Raw genomic sequence first — 24,885 nt, 5'->3', positions numbered from 1 at the left:
ATCTATCCTGGCCAAGGTTGCCCGCGCACGCGAGACACTCGAACAAGTAGCGAACTAATTAAGAGACACACCACTAGGAATCGGCCACACCGGCCATCTTGTCTCAGATCACCTGTCAGACAGGTTGACTGGCGCCCAACAATCACCGCACGGCGCCGAGTCCCAGATGCCCCTCAACGCCACCAACTACGGCGTTATCCGTCACCGAGACGGGGCACAAGCCCGCGGCCCGGTCTCGACGTGGGCCACGGCTACTTTTCTCGGGGGTTTGCCGGGTGGGTGGTTCCGGCCGCGGCGGGTGTCCCTGTTTCTGGGGAACGTTGATGTGCCGTGTCACCGATCACCGGTGTTCAGGTTGTCACGTGTCTGGTTTCCTGTTCTAATCATTGCGGTAGTGAAGTCGGGGCTCACGTTCGCCAATCCGTGGTGAGGCCCCGTACTCGTCGACACGCAGTGACTTGGGGGTCATCATGGGTGGTCAAGTGTCGTTCGTTCGCCGTCGATCGCGCCACCGCTTGTCACGCAGCCTGTTTCAGGGCGTCGCGGCGTGTGCGGCGGTATCAGCGCTGTGCGTTGGTGGTGGTGCAGCGCACGCAACATCCTGGAGAATGGAGTGGCCAAGGACAACCAGAAGGTCACCATTAAGGGAGCTCACGCCTACGTAGTTGTCAAGGCAGCACCTGACGGGATCTGGGTGAAAAACCCCTGGGGCCCGGCCAACTCGGCCGACACGGGCAGTGTGTTCTGGATCCCTAAAGAAAATATCGATGACGACTTCACCGATGTGTCTATATCGGCACCACTAACAGATTCGGGGTGCTTCTAGAGTGACCAAGAAACTGACGGCCGCGTACCTAACTGTAGCTACTGCCATAATCTCTCTCGCGTACATAGGCATCACGGGGTGCTCGACAGCCAGCACGGAGTCAGATAGCACCTCTACTCAGCCTTCTTTCACACTGACAGGAAATCCCATCTCCGCCACACCTCACGGCGACCCTATACAGGCAGACGGCGGCAACTACCCTCGTTACGAGCTGCATATTGGACAGTCGTATATAATTCCCGGTTACAAAAACAGTACAATGGGCGACTATACGGTCACACCGAAAGCCCTGGGAGTGGCACACAATCGTCAATGGGCCGACCTCACTGTCACGTTCTCCAACGGAGATGTATTCGCCTATCGCGCATACCAGAAAATCGACTCCGAAACTGCGTCCGCGACTCTCGGTGGTAGGACCTCCATCCTCCTCGCCGCCACACACGGTTCCGGACCCGAGGCGACTGTGACACTAGGAATATATACGTTAAACCCAACAGGAGCCTTAGATAGGGATAGTCCTCAGCGCCAGCTCTTTGCCCGAACAAAGCCGCATGGAACACAGAGCTGGGACATACCTCTCAACAGGAACTTCTGGTCGGGAACGCTCACCGTCAGCGGCGGATTGGGAGACCAGTCAGATGGGGATTTTTCTGTGGCCGTGGCAATGAATGCGGCGTCCAGTAGGACCTCGTCCGACGCAAATCTTGGCCTATCCGCCTCAATTGATTGCTATCCCGGTGACAGTTACACCGTCTCACCGGTCGGAACCTTCACCCTCAAGGGGTACACACCGTCTGGCGAAGCCCCACCCACCGACCCCGCAAAGGTCGGATACTCACCCGGCCAAATGAGGGTTCAACTGAGGTGGTCATAAAAGCGAGGAAGACAGGAAAAGTAGTACCAGCATGGCCTAAAAGGGGCAAAGGCAAAGACGGACTAACCTACACCCCTATAGTTGGCCACGCCTACGCCGTCACGAGAGCCTCATCTGACGGGACCTGGGTGAAAAACCCTTGGGGCCCGGACAACAAACTAGATCATGACACCGAGTTCTTTATACCGAAAGACCAAATAGATGACGACTTCACTGACGTGTCGATATCGGCACCCATATCAGATTCGGGGTGTTTCTGAATGATTTCAATGAGAGCGAAGTACCGACTACGCACGATTGCCGGTATCTCCGCCGCCGCCGCCCTGGTAGGCGTGGGAATGACGGGGTGTTCAGCGACCAGCGAGCCGGGCGACGCGGCATCGTCGACATCCTTCACATTGACAGGCAATCCCATGGTGGCCACTCCTCACGGCGACCCCATTCGTATAAGCAACCTGACTTATCCTCGCTACGAGCTTCATGTCGGACAACCGTATATCCTACCAGGATACGAAGGTGAGAAAGAGTATATAGTCACTCCCAAAGCTATTGGCGAGGCGCATGGTCGACATTGGGTTGATCTCACTGTCACTTTCGCAAACGGGGACGTATTCAGTTTCCGCTCCTACCAGAGAGTGGATGCCGACACAATGCCCTCCGACCTCGGCGGTAGAGCGTCGCTACTCCTCGACGGCACACGCAGTTCCGGCACTCAGAGAGTCGTAACGTTGGGGATTTCCGCCCCAAATTCGGAGGGCATTTTCCTGGAAAGTGGGAGTTCTCAACGTCAGAGTTTCTCGCGAACGAAACCATCGGGAATTCAGGAGTGGACCATACCGCTGAGCAGAAACTTCTGGGCCGGAACATTGAATGTGGGCGGTGATTTGGGGGAGAATTCTCACGGTGAATATTCAGTGTTCGTGGGATTCAACGCGGTGGCGAACAGGGTTTCAGGACCAGATCTCGGATTGTCCGCCAGTATCGAGTGCTATCCTGGTGACAGTTACACCGTCTCACCGGTCGGATCCTTCACCCTCAAGGGGTACACACCGTCTGGCGAAGCCCCACCCGCCGACCCCGCAAAAGTCGGATACTCACCCGGCCAAATGAGACTCCAACTGAAGTGGTCATAAAAGCGACACTATTTTTTGCCGACGGGCGATCAACTCCGCCATTGATCACCTGTATCTGAGGCAGTTGCGCTCATGCGGGGCCCGCCACCCCAGCCTTTGGGCGATAGAAGCGCTCGCCCACGCATTCGGGGTCGATATCGTGTTTTTCGCCAGAGGATTTCACGATCAGTACGCGAGTCTGCCGATGCGGGAACGAGTACAGCGTCTCCGCTGGAGCACCTCGCCTGGCTACATCGAGGAGCTCGCCGAGGACCGTCACACAGAACTCCGTGACTACGGCGAACAGATCTCCGCCGCCGCGGTGACCGTCTCGAAAACCCGGACGGCCACACGCCGCTCCATGACCCATTGCCTCACCCCACACCGTGAACGTGCCGATCAGGGTGGTTCCGGAGTTGGTGAGGGTGAACCCTGCCGGGTCGCCTGTGCCGGTGTAGCCGAAGGTGTTGGTGAGCAATGCAACCCGTTGACCAGTGAGCGTTTCCAATGCCATGTCCGCCGATCCCAGCCGATGCCAGCGGGTCCCGAACGGCAGGCTTGCGGTGAACTCGAAGCGGGTGGGTGCCCCCACCTGATAGCGGGCGATCTCGATGATCTGGGTCTGGCCCATCGTCGAGACCCACAACGCCGACCGGTCGGTGTCGGCTGGCAGTCGCAGCGCAATGTCCTGGCCCGCCAGCGACGTCGGAATCCGCACCGTACGCACCGCGGCCGGCGCAATCGACGGCGCCGCCGGAGCAGACGGTACCGGCACCGTCGTGGTCGTCGACGGGCTGCTGGCCGGCGGCGGGGCTGTCGAGCTACCCGGGGTGGGGGCGATCGGGGTCGTTCCGCGCGCAGGGATGTCGGTGGCGCCGTGGGCAGCAGCGGAAGCCCGAGCAGCATCGCCGCTGACCGATGGCTTGGGGAACGACACTCGCCCCCGATCAGAACTGCCGCGAGGACCGAATCGCGGTACCGCCGCTCTCGGGCCGCGAACACGTCGAGCTCACCGTCACCGGGCGCCGGAACGTAGCAACCCTCCCTACGCGCTCGAGGGCGCCGTCTCGAAGCGCCCGTGTGATGTCGGCGTCGGTGACGCCTTGTGAGAGTGCGTTGCGCCGCAGGATCAGACGGTCGTCGGAGTGCATGGCGACGAGCATGCCGGCCGCAAGTCACCTGCCGCCGCGCTCATCCACAGGTGTGGACAACCGGTCTGCCACCGCTACCGGCACCTGTTCTTCCCCAAGAAGCCCATTCCTCCTCTGACCATTTTCAGGGGAACAACGAAACTCCTTGGGGAAGAACCGAGACACACGTCAGTGCTGCGGTTTGTCAGCCCCCACGAGCCACATCGAGAAGTATTGTGATCCACCGCCATACGCGTGGCCGAGGGCCTTGCGGGCGTCGGGCACCTGGTGCGCCCCGGCCTTGCCCATCACCTGGATCGCGGCCTCGGCGAATCGGATCATGCCGGACGCGCCGATGGGATTCGACGACAGCACGCCGCCGGAGGCGTTGAGTGGGATGCGTCCGGCGATCTCGGTCTCGCCCGCCTCGGTCAGCTTCCAGCCCTGGTTCTCCGGCGCGAAACCCAGGTTTTCCAACCACATTGGCTCGAACCAGGAGAAGGGCACGTAGATCTCGGCGGCGTCGATCTCCTCGACGGGGTTGTCGATCCCGCCGGCCTTCCACAGTGCCGCGGCGGCGTCCCGACCGGCCTGTGGGCTGACCACGTTGCGGTGCGCGAAGGCCAACGGCTCGGTCCGCATCGCGGTCGCGTGAATCCACGCGACCGGAGCTCCCTGTGCCACAGTGTCATCGGCAATCTGCTCATCGCCGATAACCACGGCGCACGCCCCGTCCGACGACGGGCACGTCTCGTCGTAGCGGATCGGGTCCCAGAGCATCTGCGACGCCATGACCGACTCGGTGGTGATGTCGGGCTGATGCAGGTGTGCCAACGGATTGAGGGCGCCGTTGCGACGATCCTTGGCCGCGACCATCGCACCGATGTGCTCGGGGGCACCGGACTGCCGGATGTAGGCGCGCACGTGGGGCGCGAAGAATCCGCCCGCGCCTGCGCCCACCGGCTTGGTGAACGGCACCGGAATCGACAACGCCCACATGGCGTTCGACTCCGACTGCTTCTCCCACGCGACGGCCAGTACCCGACGGTGCACCCCGGCGAATACCAGTGATGCCGCGACGTTGGCGGTGGAACCACCGACCGAGCCCGCGGTGTGTACCCGGATCAGTCGTTTGCCGACTGCGCCGAGCGCCTCCGCCATCGCCAACTCGGGCATCATGGTGCCCTCGAAGAGATCCGGGGCCTTGCCGATGACGATGGCGTCGATGTCGTCGATCGAGACCTTCGCGTCGGCCAGCGCTGCGTCGATCGCCTCCCGGCACATCCCGGCCATCGTCACGTCGTGCCGTTTGGCGACATAGTGTGTCTGGCCGGTGCCCAGAACCGCCGCCCGGTTGTTGTGTGCCATCAGTTCCCGTCTCCCGCGGTGTCGGCGCCCAAGGTGACCACCATGTTCTGTTGCAGCAGTGGACCGCTCGTCGCGTGCGCGAGCGCGGTCTGCGCGTTGCCGCCAAGGATCTCGTTCGCGGCGTAACCGATCCGTTGCAATCCGGCCGAGAACAGCGAGTTCCCGGCGAGGACACCGCCGGACGGATTGATGTGCACCGACTCCGGCAGGCGTAACGCGTTGCGCACGATCAGTTCTTGGTGTGTGTAGGGTGCCGCGATCTCGGCGACGTCAACGGCGCGGCTCCGCTCGCCGAACGCGGTATCGCCGGCCAGGGCCGTCGACGGCGACACCGTCAGGTCCCGCGCGCCGAAATTCGGGGTGTCGATGCGATGATCCCACCCGGTGATAAACGCGGGATTGGCCACCAGCTCACGTGCCCGACGCTCGGATGCGATGATCACCGCTGCCGCGGCATCGGTGTAGGGCGCGATGTCGTGTGCGCGCAAGGGGTTCGCGACGTAGTCCGCACCCAAGAGATCGTCCACCGAGGCGCCGGTGGTCCGAGCGGCCACCTCTGCCATCTCGGCTTCGGTCCAGGTTCGGGCATCGAGTCCCGCGCGGGCCTGTAGTGCGGCGAGCGAGCGGGCCTGCGGCCACAGCGGTGCCACCGTGTACGGGTCGGTTTGCAGCGCCAGGGTCAGATCCAGGTCGCCGGCGGTTGACTTGCCGAAGCCGTAGGCCAGGGCCAGATCGACCTCGCCGGTGGCGATCTTCACCCAGGCCTCGTAGAGGGCCCACGCCCCGTCCATTTCGACGTGCGACTCGTTGATCGGCGGCATCGCGCCGATCGAGTCGATGGCCGAGATAAACGAGAAGGCCCGTCCAGCGAGGTAATCCGACGATCCACTACACCAGAAACCGATATCGGTCCGGCTGATCCCGAGCTCGGCGTAGAGCTTGGAGAAGCAGGGGATCAGCATTTCCACGCCATTGGTGGTGCCGTGGGTCCCGACGACATTCGGGCTGTGGGCGAACCCGACGATCGCGATCCGGGGAAGGGTCATGACGACATGTCCTTTGTGATGGGCGAAAGAGGGTTAGGGCTCAGAGAAATTCGCGGTAAGAGGCGTAGTCGGCGTCCGGCTCACCGGTCGGACGGAAGTGGCTGATGCTGCCAAGCGAGAGTTCGCGCTCGTCCTCGGGGACCCACGCTGCCTGCACGCGCATGCCCATTCGGACCTCGTCTGCCGGGCAGTCGAGGATCAGATGCAGGAAGGGGATGTCGGTGCCGTCGAGCAGCACGTAGGCGGCCACATACGGCGGTGAGATGCGTTGTCCCTGGAAGGGGACGTTGACGATGCAAAAGGTGGTGACGATCCCGGTGTCGGCCAACTCGACCCGCTCCACCGCAGGTGCACCGTCGGATGGACTGACCTTGCGCGGTGGGAAGTACACGCGACCGGCGTCGACGCCCGAACCGATCCGGGAGCCGTAGAGTTTGCCGGCCTTGAGTCCCTCCAGGTACCAGGACTCCTCCTCGGTGGCCGAGTGGGTGATCGTGGTGGTGATCGGTGTGGTGATGACGACCGGCTCGCCGGTGTCGAGCTCGGCGGTATTCGGCTCGGCCGGCGCTGCGGTCTCACCTGGTGCGAAATGGCTGATGTCGTCGATCCGGCCGGTCCGTGCGGCGCGCCAGACGGCGTGCACGCGCAGCCCGGTCGTCACCTCGTCGGCCGAATCCACCAGTAGGGCGTGCAGGAGTGCGGTGTCGGCGCCGTCGAGACGGATCAGCGCCCAGGCGAACGGCACGTCGAGCGGTTGGGGTGCGGCCGGTTGGTCGACCCATGTCCATGAGACGACAGTGCCGGTGTCGAGGACGTCGACGAGATCGGTAGTCGGGGCGCCGGATCCGGGGTCGAACTCGACCGGGGGTACCGAGACGGTACCGTCCGCGGCGCGTGAGCCGACGATCCGGCCGTCGCGCAGGCCGAGCGCGAACTGCGACAGCACCGGACCCAGCGACCTGGTGTATCCGAAGGCGTTGGTCAGCGGTGCGGTGAGAATAGGGGTCTCGGGTTCGGGAACGACCGCCACCGGGTCGGGGACTCCGGGACGGTCGCCAGTTGCGATGCTGCTCACACAATCGAGTAGAACACGTTCTAGTATTGGGCACAAGGTGCACGTCGGCACGCCGAGGATGGACGACCCCGAGAGGACGGCATCGACCGTGAAACTTGCTTTGCAACTGGGATATTGGGGAGCCGGTCCCATCGCCGGTGCGGCCGAACTCATCGCGGCCGCCGAGACCAACGGCTTCGACGCCGTGTTCACCGCCGAATCGTGGGGTTCGGACACCTACACGCCGCTGGCATGGTGGGGATCGGCCACGTCCCGTGTTCGCCTGGGTACGGCGGTCTCCCAGCTCTCGGCGCGACCGCCAACTTCCCTGGCGATGGCCGCGCTCACCCTCGACCATCTCTCCGGCGGCCGCCACATCATCGGGCTCGGGGTGTCGGGGCCGCAGGTAGTGGAGGGCTGGTATGGCGCGCCATTCGCCAAACCTCTTGCCCGGACCCGCGAATACGTTGAGATTGTCCGTGCGGTGCTGGCGCGCGAGGCGCCGGTGCGCAGCGATGGGCCGCACTACCCGTTGCCGTACCCGACGGACGCGCCCAGATCGACCGGATTGGGCAAGTCACTGAAGCCGATCACTCATCCGCTGCGGGCCGACATCCCCATCTGGCTCGGTGCCGAGGGTCCGCGCAACGTGGCGCAGACCGCGGAGATTGCCGATGGCTGGCTCGCCATCTTCTACAGTCTCGCCCTGGCCGACCAGTACGAGCAGTGGTTGGCCGAGGGCTTCGCCCGACCCGGGGCGCGACGAACGCGTGAGGACTTCGAAGTGGCGGCGACCGTTCAGGTCGTCGTCACCGACGACGTCGCCTCGGCCGTCGACCGGTATCGACCGTCGACAGCGCTGTACGTCGGCGGAATGGGGGCCGAGCGGAAAAACTTTCACGCCGAGCTCTACACGCGGATGGGCTACGGCGACGCCGTCGAGGAGATCGGCCGACTGTTTCGTGCGGGCCGCAGGGAGGAGGCGATCGCGGCGGTGCCCGACGAGATGGTCCGCGAAACCCTGATCGCCGGTACCACCGACGAGGTACGCGCGCAGATCGCTTTGTGGGAGGCCGCCGGGGTCGACATGCTGATGGTCACCGCGCGTGACGTCGAGACCATCGAGACCCTGGCCGGGCTGGTGTGAACCGCGCTCAACCTGCGGTCGCCGTCACCCGGCGCTCACTCAGTGACAAGTAGAAATTCTTGGGCACCATGGTCAGACGCTCGTCGACGGCCAGCTGGTAGTCGGGGTCGGCGTGCAGGTCGTATCGGTGCAGCAGGCTCGCAAGCACCAGCACTGCCTCGTGCAGGGCGAACTGGCGTCCGATGCAGGAGCGCACCCCGGTGCCGAACGGCTGGTAGGTGTGGGCGGGCCGCTTCTTGATGTTCGCCGAGAGAAACCGGTCCGGGTCGTAGACGTCGGGGTCGGTCCACACCTGCGGATCGCGGTGTACCAGGCCCAGTAGCACTATCGCCCAGTCCTGCGTCCGCATCCGGTGGTCACCGCCGATCACGGTGTCCTCCCGCGGGCTGCGGGCGAAGGCGGGGACGGTCGGCCAGATTCGCAGCGCCTCGTCGAGGCAGCGTCGGATGTAGCGGAACTTCGGCACCTGCTCGAACTCCGGCATCGCCGTGGGGTCCGCGCCGAGGATCTCGTCGGCCTCGGCCTGGGCGCGCGCGAGGCACTCCGGGTTCTGGGAGAGGTAGTACAGGGTGAATGACAGTGCCCCGGAGGTGGTTTCGTGCCCGGCGACCAGGAAGGTGAGGATCTGGTAGCGGATGTTGAGCATCGAGAGCTGCTCGCCGGTCTCGGGGTGGGCGACGTTGAGCATGATGCCGAGGAGGTCATCGCGGTTCGGATCGCCCGCGCGGGAGGCGATCACCTCGTCGAGTAGCGAATCGACGTACTCCTGGTGCTCGGCATTGCGACGGTCGAGATAGCGCATCAAGAATCGGCCGCCCGGAGCGGTAGCCAATCCGCCCTTGCGCCGCCCGGTCTCAAGAGCGCGGATCATCGCACCGATGAACGGATGCGGCTGCGCTGAGGAGAACGAACCGAAATCCTGACTGAAGGCGGTGCGCGTCAGCGTCTCCAGGGTCAGCTTGGTCATGTCCCGGGTGACATCGTTGTCGCCGCCGCGACGGTCCCAGTAGTCGAAGAGTTCGCTCGCGGTGGCGATCATCGTCGGGTGGTAGGAGCGGATCGCCGACTTGGTAAATGCGGGGATCAACAACTCGTGCGCCAGTTGCCAATTGGGTTCGTCGTTGCGCGCGGTGAACAATCCGTCGCCGGCGTACTGGCGCAGCGCGGTGATCGCCGGTGGCAACGCCTTGCAGAAACGGTTCTCGTCGCAGAGTTCGGCGGTGAGCTCCGCCGACGCGACGAACACGAACTTCTGCCGGAAGATCTGCATCTCGAAGATCGGCCCGAGGCGTGGGCCCCACTCGAGGATGCTCAGCACCGGATTTCGTGGATCGGAGACCCCGAGGTCACCGATGAGCGGGCGCCGGGTGCCGGCATGCGGGAATCGTTGGCCGGACCAGTCGTTCTTCAGCGGGCGTCGCAACACATCCCCGACGATCCTCGTCGGGAGCGGAGCTGTCAACGCGCCCGGAGCCCGCGGCTCTCCGCGCGCCCGGCCTCACTCGCCGGTGAAGATCGGCTTTTCCCTGGCGGCGAACGCTTTCGGGCCGACTTTGGCGTCCTTGCTCTGGAACACCGAGATGCCGATCGGCGCCTCGATGGCGAAGGCGTCGAGTTCGTGCATGCCCTCGGTCTCGCGGATGGTCCGCAGGATCGCCTGCACTGCGAGCGGACCGTTGGCGCAGATCGCATCGGCGAGTTCGAGCGCCTTGTCGAGGGCGGCGCCGTCGTCGACCACGTGGCCGATCAAGCCGTAGTCCCTGGCCTCGTCGGCGGTGATGTGACGGCCCGTCAAGAGAATGTCACAGGCGACGGTGTAGGGGATCTGCCGCACCAGCCGGACCGCGCTGCCGCCGAGTGGGAACAGTCCCCAACGTGCTTCGGATACACCGAATATGGCACTTCGGCCGGCCACTCGGATGTCGGTGCCCTGCAGGATCTCGGTACCGCCGGCGATCGCCGGGCCCTCCACGGCGGCGATGAGAGGTTTTCTCAGGCGGCGGCCCTTGAGCAGGGCGGGCAGTGACGCCGGGTCCCAGGTGCCCTGTGTGACTGTGTCGCCGGGAGCGTTGCGTGACATGGCTTTGAGGTCCATGCCTGCGCAGAACGCGCCTCCCGCGCCGGTGAGGATCGCTGCCCGGATCTCGGGATCGGAGTCGACCCGGTCCCAGGCCTCGGTCATGATCGCCATCATCTCCGAGGAGAGCGCGTTGCGGGCGGCCGGACGATTCATGGTGACGATCAGCACGTGTCCGCGTTGCTCGACCAGACAGTGTGGCGCCTCGTCGGTGGCGAATTCGGCATGCGACATCGTGGTCATCTCGACCCCCAGATCGGTGGAAGTGGCATGTGGGCGGAACAGGCTCTTGCCGGAAACGATAACACGTTCTAGTTTCGTGTCATGGCTTTCACGATCGGGGACCTCGTCGAGCATGCGGTCGACCTCATGCCGGACCGCACCGCCGTCGAATCCGGCGACCGTTCGCGTACCTATGCCGAACTCGAGGCCCGCAGCAACGCCCTCGCGCACCACCTCCGGTCGCTGGGTGTGCAGCCCGGTGATCGAGTCGGCTTGTACAGCCGAAACACGATCGAATCCGTCGAGGCGATGGTCGCGATTTTCAAAGCGCGGGCGGTAATGGTCAACGTCAACTACCGCTACGTCGAGGGCGAACTCGACCACATCTTCTCCGATTCCGGGATGACCGTGCTCATTCACGAACGCCAGTATTCGACGCGGGTGTGCAACGTGTTGTCGAATCGCGACGACGGCGGTGGGGTGCGGCCGGTCGTCGCCCACCGGGTCGTCATTCCCGACGGCAGTGACGTCGAGATCGGAACGCTCGCCGCGCCTGTCTCCTATGACGATGCGATCGAAGGCGAGTCGATAGAGCGTGACTTCGAGGCGCGCTCCGACGATGACCTCTACATGCTCTACACCGGCGGCACGACCGGCAAACCCAAGGGGGTGGTGTGGCGGCAGGCCGACGTCTGGCGGGTTCTCGGTGGCGGCATCGACTGGTACACCGGTGAGCCGGTCACCGACGAGTGGGAGCATGCGCGTACCGGCGCCGCCGGTGGGCAGCTCGTCCGATTCCCGATCCCGCCGTTCATCCACGGCGGCTCGCAGTGGGCGGTGTTCCAGGCGCTCTTCAGCGGCGGAAAAGCGGTAGTGTATCCCGATTTTGACGCGCGTGCCGTCTGGGAGGCGGTCGGCCGGCACGGAGTGAACGTCATGTTCATCACCGGAGATGCCATGGGGCGCCCAATGATCGAGGCACTCGGTCAGCGCGACTATGACACCTCAACCCTCGTTTCCGTGGCGTCGTCTGCGTGTCTGTTCTCGCCGAGTATCAAAGAGCAGTTCCTCGAACGCTTCCCGAACGTCATCATCATCGACGCGATCGGGTCGTCGGAGACCGGATTCGGCGGGATGGCCGCCGTGGTCAAGGGCGAGTCACACGTCGGCGCGCCACGGGTCAACGCCGACAAGCACACCCATGTGCTGCGCGAGGATGGTACCCAGGTCGAGCCTGGCACCGGTGAGGTCGGGGTGCTCGCACGCGCCGGTCACATCCCGCTGCACTATCACAACGATCCGGAGAAGTCGGCGAAGACGTTCAAGGAATTCAACGGGATTCGTTACTCGATCCCGGGGGATTTCGCCCGGGTTGAGGCAGACGGCACCATCACCATGCTGGGCCGCGGATCGATGTCGATCAACACCGGTGGCGAGAAGGTCTATCCCGAAGAGGTAGAAGCGGCGCTCAAAGGACATCCCGACGTCTTTGACACCGTCGTCGTCGGGGTTGCCGACGATCGGTTCGGGCAGCGCGTCGCCGCGGTGATCGCCGCGCGAGACTCGACGCGGCCCACCCTCGAAGATCTCGCCGCTGCGGTGCGCAAAGAACTGGCGGGCTACAAGACACCGCGCAGCGTGTGGTTTGTCGATGAGATCAAACGATCACCCGCGGGCAAGCCCGACTACCGGTGGGCGGCGTCGGTTACCGACAGCCGCCCGGCCGATGAAATAGCAGACACCGAGGTCAAAGGGGCCACTCGATGAAGACAGCACTGGCAACACAATTCGGGATCGACTATCCGATCTTCGGATTCACGCCGAGCCAACATGTGGCCGCGGCGATCAGCCGGGCCGGCGGCCTCGGTGTTCTGGGGTGTGTGCGGTTCAATGATCCGGAAGAACTCGACGAGGTCCTCGAGTGGATGCACGACAACACCGACGGCAAGCCGTTCGGCGTCGATATCGTGATGCCCGCGAAGATCCCCACCGAGGGCAGCCACACCGATCTGGACTCGATGATCCCGCCCGAGCATCGTGCGTTCGTCGAACGCACACTCGACGACCTCGGTGTGCCGCCACTGCCCGACGGCGACCGGGTCAATGCCGGAGTACTTGGATGGCTGCATTCGGTGGCGCGTTCGCACGTCGACGTCGCGATGACGCACGCCGACAAGTACGGCCAGATCGCGCTCATCGCCAATGCCCTCGGATCACCCCCCTCCGATGTCATCGCCACCGCCCACGACCACGGTGTGTTGGTGGCCGCTCTGGCGGGTGCGAAAGACCATGCGCTGCATCACGTCGACGCCGGAGTCGACATCGTCATCGCCCAGGGGTACGAGGGTGGCGGTCACACCGGTGAGGTGACGTCGATGATCCTGTGGCCCGAACTCGTCGATGCCGTCGGCGACCGGGCGCCGGTGTTGGCGGCGGGCGGCGTCGGTAGCGGCCGACAGATCGCTGCCGCGATTGCCCTGGGCGCACAAGGTGTCTGGATGGGGACCTACTGGCTCACCGCCGCCGAGTACAAACTAGGTGCGCCCGAGGGGCATGAGGGGCCGTCGACCGTGCAGCAGGCGCTGCTCGACGCCAGCTCGCGGGATACCGTGCGGCGCCGGATCTATTCCGGCAAGCCCGCTCGACTGCTCAAGACCAAGTGGACCGATGCGTGGGACGCCCAGGGCGCACCGGAGCCGCTGCCGATGCCGCTGCAGAATATCCTCGTCTCCGAGGCGCACGCCCGGCTTTCCTCGTCGAGCGACCCCGGGGTTGTGGCGATGCCCGCCGGTCAGATCGTCGGACGCCTGAACACGATCACCCCGGTCGCCGAGCTGATCGACGACATGGTCGCCGAATATAAGCAAGCCGTCGTCCGGATGCACAAGACGCTGAAGGGGTAGCGTTTCGGAACGAAACCAGTGCTGGTGCAGGTGGTCTTGAGGCTCGCCGCACGCGGCCCGCACCTCGACTAGCCGGGGATGACGCATGCCATCGACGGATGCTGACACTTCTCCCGCCTGGTGAGCCGTCCCATCGCGATGGTCGAGGTGCCGAGAAGAGCTAGCGAAGGGCCTCGAGACCTCCTGTGCCGAAGGGCTTCTGGGCCACGGGCACGACGTACCTCGACCATCGGGACGGGGATTTCTCAAACAACAGATGCGGTCCCGGCCGTTCCGGGTGCGGGGAATCAGGTTGTGGGGCAGGGTAGGTCAGGCTGCTACGTCGTCGAGTCGCATGGTTCGTCGGTGATACGGCGGCACCGGCCGGCGTATCGGGTCGATGCTGGCGGGCGGGATCAGCCAGGGGTGTCGGTCGAATCCCATGATGATGTCCCAGTGCTGATTCGGCCCGCTCGCTGCGCTCCCGGCGTCGGCGTGGTGGTGGACGTCGTCGTGGCAGCTGGTGCAGAGGAGGCAGCCGTTGTCGAGGTCGGTGGGACCACCATCTGCCCAATGCTCGAGGCTCGCCGCACGCGCCTCGACCATCGATAGATGATGCTCACCCGTCCCAACCCCCGGTGGTCGAGGTGCCCAGGGGCGATAGCGAGGAGCTTCGAGGCCTGCTGTGCCGACGGTGTTGTCGTCCAGCTCGGACGTCAGGGCCGTCGGTATCGCCCGCCGACCCGGACCCAGGTCGGCGGCTCGGCGGCTTCCCGTAGCCGGTGCTTGAGGGTTTTGAAGGTGGCCGTCTCCGGTAGGGCATCGACGACGCGAATCCGGTGCGGCCATTGCTTCGGTCCGAGATCGTCTTGGGCAGAGAGGAAATCGGTCAACTCGGCCGGGTCGAGATCGCCGTCGGTCACCAGCACGGCTTCGATCTCATCGCCGATTTCGACACCGACGCCGAAGACGGCAACCTGGCGGACGCTTGGATGCCGCAGCAGAATTCGTTCGATCGGTCCGGTTCCCAGGTTCTCACCGTCGACGCGCATCCAGTCGCCGAGGCGGCCGGCGAAGTGGAGGTAACCGGCGTCGTCGACCCAGGCCAGGTCGCCGGTGTGGTAGATGCCGCCGCGCATCCGCTCGGCGGTCGCCTCCGGGCTGTTGTAGTAGCCGCTGAACAGGCCTGGTCCCGAGGTGTTCACGATCTCGCCGATTTCCCCGATGCGCGTCGGCGTACCGGAGTCCAGGTTGACTACCGCGACCGGAGGGAGCATGGGGCCCAACGCATCCACGGGAGTGTCGGGGGTTCGGGTGATGGCGACGCCTCCCTCGGTGGAACCGAAGCCGTCGACCACCCGGCAGCCGAACCGCGCGGCGAAGCGTTCCCGATCGGCCGCCGTGGCCTCGTTTCCGTACATGATGCGCAGACTCGACGTCGCATCGTCGGGGGACTCCGGGGTGGCGAGGATGTAGTTGAGCGGCTTACCGACATAGTTGGCGTAGGTGACCCCGCGATGTCTGACGTCGGCCACGAATCCGCTCGCGGAGAACTTGCGGCGCAACACCATCGACGCACCACCGGCCAGCGCCACCGACCACCCGGCGATCATCGCATTGGAATGGAACATCGGCATCGACAGTCCGACGACGTCGTCGGCGCCGATCCCGAACCGTTCGGCGAGCATCACCCCGGCCGCGGCAAAGGTGCGTTGGGTGCACCGCACGGCCTTGGGGTCGCCCGTGGTCCCCGAGGTGAAGATCAGCATCAGCAACTCGTCCGGGGATGACTCTCGGGCAATTGTCGGCGCCGCCACGGAATCGGGCTCGGTGTAGCGGCTCACCCGGTGCACCGGGACATCGAGCGGTACGTCGGCCAACAACGGTGCGGTGTGGTCGTCGACGAGCACGAACCGACAGTCGGCGCGGGTGATGTCGGCGGCCAGCGCGGCACCGCGCCGCGTCGTGTTGAGACCGACGATCACCAGGCCGTCGAGCGCGGCTGCGGCCACCAGGATGCTGAACTCCACAACGTTGTCCAGCAGCACCCCGATATGGGGCGTCGTGGTGTCGCCCAACTGCTCGCGCAGACGCCGAGCACAGTTCGCCGATTGCCGTAGGTGCTCGGCATACGAGAGGAAGCCGCCCTCGTGCTCGATACCACGGTCGTCGACATCGGTCAGCGCCGACAACAGGGAGGTGATTGTCGCGGTGGACGACCCAAGGGCTACCGCTGTCGACGGTTCGGTCATGGACGTGGCCCGGTCATCAGGCCGGTGCCGCTGCCAGTGCGGTGCCGATGGCTACGAGTGTGATCGGTGCGGACCCGAGGGTGTACTCGTTCTGCTTGGCGCGCAGGAAATACCGGTGTACCGGGTGGGTAGTGTCCAGGCCGACGCCCCCATGGACGTGGACCGCGGTGTGCGCCACTCGATGTCCGGCGTCGCATGCCCAGAACTTGGCGGTCTGCACCGAGACGTGCAATCCACCGTCGTCGCTGTCCTCGTCGGCGATCCGGGTGAATTGCCACGCCGCGGCGAGCGTGGTCAGCGACAGTCCCTGGGTGTCGATGTAGCCGTCGGCGAGTCGTTGAGCGACCGCCTGGAACGTTCCGATCGGCTTACCGAATTGCTCCCGTTCGACAGCATAGGTGGCGGTGAGTTCCAGTGCACGGGAGAGCGTTCCGGACTGATCGGCACACACCGCCAGGGTTGCGCGATCAACGATGTCGGCGACGGTGTCCGCGCCACCATCCAATACCTGGTCGTCGTCGACGACCACGCCGTCGAAATCCACGACGAAGGTCGGCGTCTTCCCGGTGGACGGAGTAGGGGTGAGGCCGATCCCCGCGGCGTGGGTGTCGACGACCACCGCGCGAACCCCGTCTGGCGACATCGCGTTGACCACGATCGCCGTGGCGGCGCCGGCATAGGCAACGTTGACCTTGGATCCGGTGAGGGACCAGCCGTATTCGGTGCGATTCAGCAGGGTCTGCGGATGATCAGAGCCGGTCCCGAGGTCCTCTTCGAGGGCGACGGTGAGCACGGCCGTGCCCCTCGCGGCATCGTCGACGAGACGATCCCGAAGCGTTGCCGAACCGTGCGTGGCGATTGCAGGAAGTGCGGCGATGGCGTGCAGTCCGTACGGCACCCGGGCGAGCCCGCGACCCAATTGCTCGGCGACGGTGATCGATTCGAGGATCGACTGACCGGCGCCGGCGTCGCCAGCGACCTCCGGCCCCACCTCGAGGCCGAGGAGTCCGGCCGCGCCGAGTTCGCGCCACAGCGCATCGTCGAGTGCGGCGTCGTCGGACTCGAGCAGTGCTACCCGCTCGTCGGTGCTCACCTTCTCGGTGATGTCACGGGCGAGCCCGCGTAGGTCCTCGGTCACTTCGGGGAGTGTGAAATCCATTGTGCAGCTCTCGCGTCGGGATGGATGGGCGGCGATCAGCGTCGCTGACGGGGCAGGCCGAGGGCGGTCATCGCGATGATGTCGCGCTGGACCTCGTTGGTACCGCCACCGAAGGTGAGGATCAGCGAGGTGCGCTGGAACCGTTCGAGGCGACCGAGCAGGTGCGCTCGCGGACTGCCCGCCCGGATGGTTGCGGCGGGACCGAGGACCTCCATCAGCAATCGGTAGGCCTCGGTGGCGAACTCGGTACCGTAGACCTTGGTGGCCGAGGCGTCGGCGGGGCTCGGCGCGCCACCGGAGCTGGCCGCCGAGGCGATCTTCCAGTTGAGCAGTTTGAGGAACTCGACCTTGGCGTGTACCCGCGCCAGGTTCTGGCGAACCCACTCGGTGTCGACCAGGCGTTGTCCGTCGGCGGTTTTCGTCTGCTGCGCCCAGGCCAGTGTTTCCCGCAGCGCGGTCTGGATCGGGGCGGCGCTGCACAGAGCCACCCGTTCGTTATTGAGCTGATTGGTGACCAGCGACCAGCCCCGGCCCTCTTCGCCTACCCGCGAACTCACCGGCACCCGGACGTCGGAGTAGTAGGTGGCGCTGGTGTCGACACCGGCCATGGTGTGCACCGGGGTGTAGGAGAATCCATCGGCGTTGGCGGGCACGATCAGCACCGAGATGCCTTGGTGGCGTTTGAGTCCGCGGGCTCGCCCCTCGTCGGTGAGGGTCGCCGGGTCGGTGCGACACGCGAGCCAGATGTAGTCGGCGTAGGCGATCAACGACGTCCACATCTTCTGCCCGTTGATGACGTAGTCGTCACCGTCGCGAACTGCGGTGGTCCGTAGACCGGCGAGGTCGGTTCCGGCGCCGGGCTCGGAATAGCCGATGGAGAAATGCAATTCGCCCGCGGCGATGCGCGGCAAGAAGAACGCCTTCTGCTCGTCGGTGCCGTAGTGCATGATTGTCGGTGCCACCGAGTTGATGGTCAGGAAGGGCACCGGCGCCCCGGCGATCGCTGCCTCGTCGGTGAAGATCAGTTGATCCATCATTGAGCGGTTCTGGCCGCCGTACTCGGTAGGCCACCCAAGTGCGAGCCAGCCGTCGGCACCCATCTGACGTACCACGTCGCGATAGGCGTCCCCCTCGCCGAGTTCACCGTCACCGCCGGTGAGTGCCGCCCGCCGGTCCTCGGTCATCAGATCGGTGAAGTAGGCGCGCAATTCGCGCCGCAGCGCCGATTGCTCGTCGGTGTAGGCAATGCGCATGGATGGACTCCGTCGTGGATCTATCGGTGGGGGACTCGCCAATATCTGCAACACGTTCTAACCTGTTTGACACAGCCCGTCAACCAGCGGGCACGCTAAGGAGGAGCGAGTCGATGCATATAAAGGCAGATTTCGACCTGTGCGAATCGAACGCGATCTGTGTCGGAATGGCACCCGACATCTTCGATCTCGATGACGATGACTACCTGGTCATTCTGGAAGACGAGGTACCAGTGGGTCGCGAAGAGGAGCTGCGTCAAGTCGTCGCGAACTGCCCCAAGTCGGCGCTGTCGATCGAGGAGTGAATTTCGCCGAAACCGCCCCGGCTTGACGACTGGACCGGTTAGCGTGTTAGAACAGGTTCTAGTTTTTTCACACCGCGTTCGGCTGGAGGGGTTGGCAGTGGCTGCTGGATCGTTGGAGGGGCGCGTTGCGGTGGTCACCGGCGCGGGTGCCGGTTTGGGTCGCGCCGAGGCGCTCGGACTCGCCGGCCACGGCGCGACGGTCATCGTCAACGATCTTGCGAGCGCGCTTGACGCGAGCGATGTGATCGACGAGATCGCCGCGTCCGGGGGCACCGCGATACCGGTACCCGGCGACATCTCGGACTCGGCCACCGCCGCCGAGCTCATGCGCACGGCCACCGCCGAACTCGGCGGGCTACACATCGTGGTGAACAATGCCGGGGTCGTTCGCGACAAGATGCTGTTCAACCTCACCGACGACGACTGGGATCTGGTCATCCGGGTCCACCTGCGCGGCCACTTCCTGCTCACCCGCAACGCCGCCGCCCACTGGCGAGCCGAATCCAAGGCGGCCGGCGGTCCCGTCTACGGGCGCATCGTCAACACCTCCAGCGAGGCCGGATTGCTGGGGCCGGAGGGCCAGGCGAACTACGCCGCGGCCAAGGCCGGCATCACCGCGCTGACCATGTCGGCGTCGCGGGCGTTGGCCCGCTACGGGGTTCGCGCCAATGCGATCTGCCCGCGGGCGCGCACCGCGATGACCGCGGCGGTCTTCGGTGACGTACCCGGTGACGGCGTCGATCCGCTCTCGCCCGATCACGTCGTCCGACTCGTCACCTACCTCGCCGGCCCGGACGCCGATTCGGTCACGGGGCAGGTATTCGTCGTGTACGGTCCCCGAGTCATGGTGATGGCCGCGCCCACTGTGGATGAGGTCTTCATCGCGGAGGGGGATAGATGGGACGACGAGGATCTCGCCACGACGCTGAGCAGCTACTTCGCCGACCGCGACCCGCATCGTACGTTCTCGGCCCGCGACCTGATGTCCTGACGGGGTGGTGTGGGTCAAGCGTCCTAGAATTAACCGGACCCAGTGATATTTTGCGCGTGAGTTCCAAGGCTTGAGGAGTGCTGTGCTGAGCAGGCTGGCGGGACCCCTTGATGGGGTGGGCGACTTCGTCGCACTCGGAGTCGACTCGGTCCGGGAACTGTTCCGTCGGCCATTCCAATGGCGGGAAACGGTCGAACAGTCCTGGGCCATCGCCCGTGTGTCGATGGTGCCGACGCTGCTCGTCGCGATCCCCTTCACCGTGCTGGTGAGCTTCACCCTCAACATCCTGCTGCGCGAGATCGGCGCGCAGGATCTCTCGGGCGCGGGTGCCGCTCTGGGCACGATTACCCAGATCGGCCCCATCGTCACGGTGCTCATCGTCGCCGGAGCCGGGGCGACAGCGATATGTGCCGACCTCGGTGCCCGCACCATCCGCGAGGAGATCGACGCGATGAAGGTGCTCGGCATCAACCCGGTGCACCGCCTCGTCGTGCCCCGCATCATCGCCTCGACCGGTGTCGCCATTCTGCTCAACAGCCTGGTGTGCACCATCGGCATTGGCGGCGGGTTCGTCTTCTCGGTGTACCTGCAGGACGTCAATCCCGGTGCGTTCATCGCGAATCTGACGCTGCTCACCGGATTCGGCGAGCTGATGATCTCGATGGTCAAGGCGGCGCTGTTCGGCCTGTTCGCCGGCATGGTCGGGTGTTATCAGGGACTCAACGTCAAGGGTGGCGCGAAGGGTGTCGGCGACGCGGTCAACGAGACCGTCGTGTACTCCTTCATGGCGCTGTTCGTTGTGAACGTCGTGGTCACTGCGGTCGGTCTGAAGGCGACGGCGGGGTAAATCGATGGTCCTTCCGTTCACCACCCGGCTGCGCACCGCGCGCGTTGCGGTCAAACGCGCAGGCGAGGACTGGAACCAGATCGGCGATCAGGCGTTGTTCTACTGGGACAGTGTCGTCTCGATCCCCCGCGCGGTTCGCCTCTACAAGAAGGAGACGCTGCGGCTGATAGCCGAGATCTCCATGGGTACGGGCGCTCTCGCGATGATCGGTGGCACTGTGGTGGTCGTCGGTTTTCTCACCCTGTTCACCGGCGGCACCATCGCCGTGCAGGGCTACAGCTCGCTGGCCAACATCGGTGTCGAGGCGCTCACCGGCTTCTTCTCGGCTTTCATCAATGTGCGCATCGCGGTCCCGGTGATCTCCGGAATCGCCCTGGCCGCGACGATCGGCGCCGGCGCCACAGCACAGTTGGGTGCGATGCGGGTCAGTGAGGAGATCGACGCCCTTGAGACCATGGCCATCGCGTCGATCCCATACCTGGTGAGCACCCGCATCGTCGCCGGGATGATCGCGATCATCCCGCTCTATTCGCTGGCCTCGTTGGCTTCCTTCCTCGCCAGTCGGTTTGCGACGGTATTCCTCTACGGACAGTCACCGGGCGTCTACGACCACTACTTCGACACCTTTCTCATCCCGTCGGACATCCTGTGGTCATTCGTGCAGGCTATCTGCATGGCGATCTCGGTCATGCTCATCCACACCTACTATGGCTACAATGCGACCGGCGGTCCCGTCGGCGTCGGCGTGGCGGTCGGTAACGCGGTGCGCGCGTCGCTGGTCGTGGTCGTCGTCATCACCCTGCTCACCTCGTTGGCCATCTATGGGTCCGACGGCAAGTTCAATCTGGCGGGCTGAGTGATGGCGAGTCGACAGGGACGAAGTAGCTGGGTACGCAAGCTGGCCGCGGTCATCCTGGTGGGCGGGCTGATCGCGATCATCGCTGCCGCTTCCGGGTCGTTCCTCGGTTGGTTCGCCTCAACCGAACAGATCACCCTGCAGGCGCCGCGAGCCGGCCTGGTGATGAGCCCCGACGCCAAGGTGCGCCTGCGCGGGGTGCAGGTGGGCACCGTCAAGTCGATCACCGAGACCGGTGACCACGCGGTGCTCGCGCTCGACATCAACTCCGATCAGATGTCACACATCCCAGGCAACGTGACCGCACAGATCAAGTCCAACACCGTTTTTGGGGCCAAGTCGGTGTACTTCGAGGTGCCGCCGACGGGGCCGAGCGGACAATTGCAGCCCGGCCAGAACATCGATGCCCAGCACGTCGTCGTCGAACTCAACACCGTCTATCAGCAGTTGGTCGCGGTACTCGCCGAGATCCAGCCTGACAAACTCAACGCCACCGTCGGCGCGGTCAACACAGCGCTGTCCGGGCGTGGCGCCGACATCGGCAATTCGCTGGGCACGCTGTCGGGGTTGCTCGGCAAGACCAATCCGCATCTGTCCGAACTCGACGAGCTGATCCGCCAGACCGCCACGGTGACCAATGTCTACGGCGATGTGATGGGTGACCTCATGCGCACCATCGACAACGCGGTGTACACGGGGAACACGTTGCGCGACAACGCCTCCAACTTCGATGCGTTGTTGATCAACGTGACTGGCATGGCCAACACGATCAACAACGACGTCCTGGCCCCGTCGAAGGCCGACCTGATGGCGACGTTGTCCCAATTCGACCCGGTGTCACAGCTTCTCGGATATCAGTCACCGGGTATCTCGTGCTTCCTGCGTACCACGGCGATCGGCGCCGACATGGCCAAACCCTATGAGGGCGGCGAAAATGGCATGTTGAAGCTCTACGCTGGACTGCTGCCGGGCAAGGAGCCCTACACCTATCCGAACAGCCTGCCGCGGGTCGACGCCCAGGGGGCCCCGACCTGCGCGGGCGGGCTGAGCAATCCCAACACGACCGAGCATTCGAAGTTCTATGTGACCGACAACGCGCCAGTGCCCTACCAGCCGCGGATGACGCCGAAGGTCAATCGGGAGAAGCTCTTCCAGCTCTTGTTCGGGGAGCCCGATCTTGGATAACCGCGCACGCGCGTTCCGCGCGACCGTCATCAAACTAGGTGCCTTCGCCATCGTGATGGTGCTGGTGTTCATCGGACTCGTCGTGGTGTTCAGCAACTACCGGTCCGGCAGCTCCGACGACTACCGGGCGCTGTTCACCAGCGCCTCGCAGATCAAGTCGGGTAGCAAGGTCAAGATCGCCGGCGTTGAGGTGGGCTCTGTCGACAACGTCTCGTTGACCCCCGACAACGAGGCTCTGGTGAGGTTCTCCGTCGATGACCAGTACACGCTGCCCACGTCGGTGCGTGCGCTGATCCGCTACGAAAACCTCACCGGCGACCGGTATCTCGAGTTGCAGCAGGGACCCGGCGACCCCGACCACACCCTCGCGCCGTCGGAGACGATCCCCACCTCACAGACCGAACCGGCCCTCGACCTCGACAAGCTCCTCGGCGGATTCAAACCGTTGTTCCGCACTCTCGACGCCAACGAGGTCAACGAACTGTCGACCTCCCTGGTGGCCGTCTTCCAGGGTCAGGGCCCGGCGCTGAACACACTGCTCGCCGACACCGCCTCGTTCACCAGCGCGCTCGGTGACCGGGATCAGTTGATCGACAGTGTCATCGACAACCTGAATCAGATGCTCGGCACTCTCGACGGTGACCGCGGTGGCCTCGACACCAGCATCGACCAGATGCAGATGCTCATCACCGGGTTGTCGGCACAGCGCGGCACCATCGGCAACTCGCTGACCCAGACCGCGCAGGTGACCGACGGACTCGCCGATCTGTTGTCCTCGACCCGCCCCGGACTCAAGTCCACCCTGACCAGCATCGGCGTCGCGTCGGACAATGTGCTTGCGGCCGAACCGTTCCTGCGGTCGCTGCTGCCGCGCCTGCCCAACGACTACAAGACGCTCTCGAATCTCGGCAGCTATGGCGCCTGGTTGCAGATATATTTCTGCAGGATTCGCCTGCTACTCAGTGGTCCGGACGGCAAACAGTACTTCTTTACCTCCAACGACGTCATGGGTGATACCACGAAGGCCGGGGGGAGGTGTTCGTCGCAATCATGAGTACGCCGAGAACGAGTAGGGTTCGGTTCGGACATTTGTTTCGCAGCAAACGATCCGGTTCGGACGAGGCCGATGTGGCCCGCGAGAACAAGCGTGGTGGGCGGACCCGCAGGCAGATCGGTGTGATCGGCATCGTGGTGACCGCGATGGTGGTTGTGGTGGCCCTACAGATGGACAAGCTACCGCTGATCTCGCCGATCAGCACCTACACCGCCTACTTCGACGACGCGGGCGGCCTGGTCGCCGGCGACATCGTGACCGTCGCCGGGGTGAATGTGGGTACCGTGGAGGGTATTCGCCTGGCGTCCACCGACGCCGGAACCAAGGCCGCCGTCAGCTTCCGGATGAACGACACGGTCTCGATGGGTACCGACACCCAGGCCGCGATCAAGACCGAAACCGTGCTGGGCCGACGGAATCTGACGATTCTGCCGCACGGGATCGGGCGGATCGGGCCGGGAGGGGAGATCCCCAACCGCAATACCGTCGCGCCGTACTCGTTGACCGACGCCCTCGACAATGCGACCGACACCCTCTCGCAGACCAACACCGCCGAACTCAACAAAGCCCTCGACACGCTGTCGGTGACGTTCTCGGCCACCCCGGATCAGGTGCAGGGAGCCGTCGACGGTGTCGCGAAGCTGTCCAAGGCGGTCGCCGACCGTGACAACGCGCTACGTGAGCTGCTCGCGAAGGCCTCCGGGGTCACCCAGGTCATCGGTGATCGCAGCAAGCAGCTCAACCAACTACTCCTCGACGCCAACATGCTGCTCGGCGAATTGCAGTTCCGGCGTGCCGCGATCGCCCAGCTCATCAGCGGCACACGCGACGTCGCCGCGCAGATCAGCGGTTTCATCAACGACAACAACACCCAGCTGACGCCGGTGCTCGACAAGTTCAACAAGGTGCTCGACATCCTCAACGACAACGAGAACAACCTCAAGGAGACCGTCGACCGGCTCGGGCCGTTCGCCAACGCCCTCGGCGAATCGGTCGCCAACGGACCCAACTTCGACTCGCTGGTCGGCGTCAGCACCTTCGGCGACTACACCGCCACATTCATGAAGGTGTTGCAGCAGAAGTATCCCGAAGTCGCGCAAGCCTTCTCGTATTCGGGATTCCCGTTGCTGCCCAACGCGTGGAGCCAGGCACCGGGCGCCAACCCCCCGCCGCGCACGCCGGTGCCCTCGCCGACGATTCCCACCCCGCCGCCCTCGACCCCGACGACCAGGCCGGGTGGTTGAG

The 24,885-nt window shown here is 64.7% G+C and carries 20 protein-coding genes and 1 pseudogene; 10 read left to right on the top strand and 11 right to left on the bottom strand.

The window, feature by feature from the left end:
- Positions 1–1,863: 1,863 nt before the first annotated feature.
- The 5 genes from EF294_RS20365 to EF294_RS20345 form a co-directional block, all read right to left on the bottom strand.
- On the bottom strand, positions 1,864–2,115 hold the full coding sequence (locus tag EF294_RS20365) for a hypothetical protein (RefSeq protein WP_123932898.1): 252 nt from the start codon (positions 2,113–2,115) through the stop codon (positions 1,864–1,866).
- 788 nt (positions 2,116–2,903) lie between these two features.
- Positions 2,904–3,749, bottom strand: a complete 846-nt coding sequence (locus EF294_RS21620) for a hypothetical protein (protein ID WP_185091178.1) — start codon at positions 3,747–3,749, stop codon at positions 2,904–2,906.
- 382 nt (positions 3,750–4,131) lie between these two features.
- Positions 4,132–5,310: a thiolase domain-containing protein gene (locus EF294_RS20355; protein WP_123932896.1), complete on the bottom strand. Its 1,179-nt coding sequence runs from the start codon at positions 5,308–5,310 to the stop codon at positions 4,132–4,134.
- Positions 5,310–6,356: a thiolase domain-containing protein gene (locus EF294_RS20350; RefSeq protein WP_123932894.1), complete on the bottom strand. Its 1,047-nt coding sequence runs from the start codon at positions 6,354–6,356 to the stop codon at positions 5,310–5,312. Before EF294_RS20350 ends, EF294_RS20355 begins: the two co-directional genes overlap by 1 nt.
- A gap of 40 nt (positions 6,357–6,396) precedes the next feature.
- Positions 6,397–7,386, bottom strand: a complete 990-nt coding sequence (locus EF294_RS20345) for a Zn-ribbon domain-containing OB-fold protein (RefSeq protein ID WP_123932906.1) — start codon at positions 7,384–7,386, stop codon at positions 6,397–6,399.
- 133 nt (positions 7,387–7,519) lie between these two features.
- On the opposite strand from EF294_RS20345, the gene EF294_RS20340 reads away from it, so the two are divergent.
- Positions 7,520–8,557, top strand: a complete 1,038-nt coding sequence (locus EF294_RS20340) for an LLM class F420-dependent oxidoreductase (RefSeq protein WP_123932892.1) — start codon at positions 7,520–7,522, stop codon at positions 8,555–8,557.
- A 7-nt stretch (positions 8,558–8,564) separates the two neighbouring features.
- Here EF294_RS20340 and EF294_RS20335 read toward each other — a convergent pair whose 3' ends face one another.
- Positions 8,565–9,980 (bottom strand): cytochrome P450, encoded by a 1,416-nt coding sequence (locus EF294_RS20335; RefSeq protein WP_425459456.1) that lies wholly within the window; start codon positions 9,978–9,980, stop codon positions 8,565–8,567.
- Positions 9,981–10,055: 75 nt separating this feature from the next.
- The gene (locus EF294_RS20330; RefSeq protein WP_123932888.1) at positions 10,056–10,877 is read right to left on the bottom strand and encodes a crotonase/enoyl-CoA hydratase family protein; all 822 of its coding nucleotides are present in this window, start codon (positions 10,875–10,877) and stop codon (positions 10,056–10,058) included.
- Between the two features lie 81 nt (positions 10,878–10,958).
- Between EF294_RS20330 and EF294_RS20325 the strand changes: the two genes are divergently transcribed.
- Entirely contained in the window at positions 10,959–12,623 is a 1,665-nt protein-coding gene (locus EF294_RS20325) for an acyl-CoA synthetase (RefSeq protein WP_123932886.1), read from the top strand.
- Positions 12,620–13,759 carry an NAD(P)H-dependent flavin oxidoreductase gene (locus tag EF294_RS20320; RefSeq protein ID WP_123932884.1) on the top strand — a complete coding sequence of 380 codons (1,140 nt, stop codon included), beginning with the start codon at positions 12,620–12,622 and terminating at the stop codon, positions 13,757–13,759. The genes EF294_RS20325 and EF294_RS20320 overlap by 4 nt, the downstream gene beginning before the upstream one ends.
- Before the next feature lie 309 nt (positions 13,760–14,068).
- Here the strand turns inward: EF294_RS20320 and EF294_RS20315 are convergent.
- From EF294_RS20315 to EF294_RS20300, 4 genes and pseudogenes are all read right to left on the bottom strand, one after another.
- Positions 14,069–14,320 (bottom strand): annotated as a pseudogene (locus EF294_RS20315) (HNH endonuclease); the annotation flags it as partial.
- Between the two features lie 134 nt (positions 14,321–14,454).
- On the bottom strand, positions 14,455–15,990 hold the full coding sequence (locus tag EF294_RS20310; protein WP_123932882.1) for an AMP-binding protein: 1,536 nt from the start codon (positions 15,988–15,990) through the stop codon (positions 14,455–14,457).
- Between the two features lie 16 nt (positions 15,991–16,006).
- Complete coding sequence (locus EF294_RS20305; protein WP_123932880.1) at positions 16,007–17,149, bottom strand: acyl-CoA dehydrogenase family protein; 1,143 nt, start codon at positions 17,147–17,149, stop codon at positions 16,007–16,009.
- A 35-nt stretch (positions 17,150–17,184) separates the two neighbouring features.
- A complete protein-coding gene (locus EF294_RS20300; RefSeq protein ID WP_123932878.1) occupies positions 17,185–18,402 on the bottom strand; it encodes an acyl-CoA dehydrogenase family protein in 1,218 nt (405 codons plus the stop codon).
- 113 nt (positions 18,403–18,515) lie between these two features.
- On the opposite strand from EF294_RS20300, the gene EF294_RS20295 reads away from it, so the two are divergent.
- From EF294_RS20295 to EF294_RS20265, 7 genes are all read left to right on the top strand, one after another.
- Positions 18,516–18,707, top strand: a complete 192-nt coding sequence (locus EF294_RS20295; RefSeq protein ID WP_123932876.1) for a ferredoxin — start codon at positions 18,516–18,518, stop codon at positions 18,705–18,707.
- 97 nt (positions 18,708–18,804) lie between these two features.
- Positions 18,805–19,698, top strand: coding sequence for a 3-oxoacyl-ACP reductase (locus EF294_RS20290; RefSeq protein WP_123932874.1), 894 nt, complete (start codon positions 18,805–18,807; stop codon positions 19,696–19,698).
- Between the two features lie 82 nt (positions 19,699–19,780).
- Complete coding sequence (locus tag EF294_RS20285) at positions 19,781–20,545, top strand: MlaE family ABC transporter permease (RefSeq protein ID WP_006371995.1); 765 nt, start codon at positions 19,781–19,783, stop codon at positions 20,543–20,545.
- A gap of 4 nt (positions 20,546–20,549) precedes the next feature.
- Positions 20,550–21,401, top strand: coding sequence for an MlaE family ABC transporter permease (locus EF294_RS20280; protein ID WP_123932872.1), 852 nt, complete (start codon positions 20,550–20,552; stop codon positions 21,399–21,401).
- Positions 21,402–21,404: 3 nt separating this feature from the next.
- On the top strand, positions 21,405–22,586 hold the full coding sequence (locus EF294_RS20275) for an MCE family protein (RefSeq protein ID WP_123932870.1): 1,182 nt from the start codon (positions 21,405–21,407) through the stop codon (positions 22,584–22,586).
- On the top strand, positions 22,579–23,640 hold the full coding sequence (locus EF294_RS20270; protein WP_123932868.1) for an MCE family protein: 1,062 nt from the start codon (positions 22,579–22,581) through the stop codon (positions 23,638–23,640). The genes EF294_RS20275 and EF294_RS20270 overlap by 8 nt, the downstream gene beginning before the upstream one ends.
- Complete coding sequence (locus tag EF294_RS20265) at positions 23,637–24,884, top strand: MCE family protein (protein ID WP_185091176.1); 1,248 nt, start codon at positions 23,637–23,639, stop codon at positions 24,882–24,884. The genes EF294_RS20270 and EF294_RS20265 overlap by 4 nt, the downstream gene beginning before the upstream one ends.
- Position 24,885 lies beyond the last annotated feature (1 nt).

Source organism: Gordonia oryzae, assembly GCF_003797185.1.
Classification (GTDB): domain Bacteria; phylum Actinomycetota; class Actinomycetes; order Mycobacteriales; family Mycobacteriaceae; genus Gordonia; species Gordonia oryzae.
Note: the sequence above shows the minus strand (reverse complement) of the source record. Positions and strands in the feature narration are given on the sequence as shown.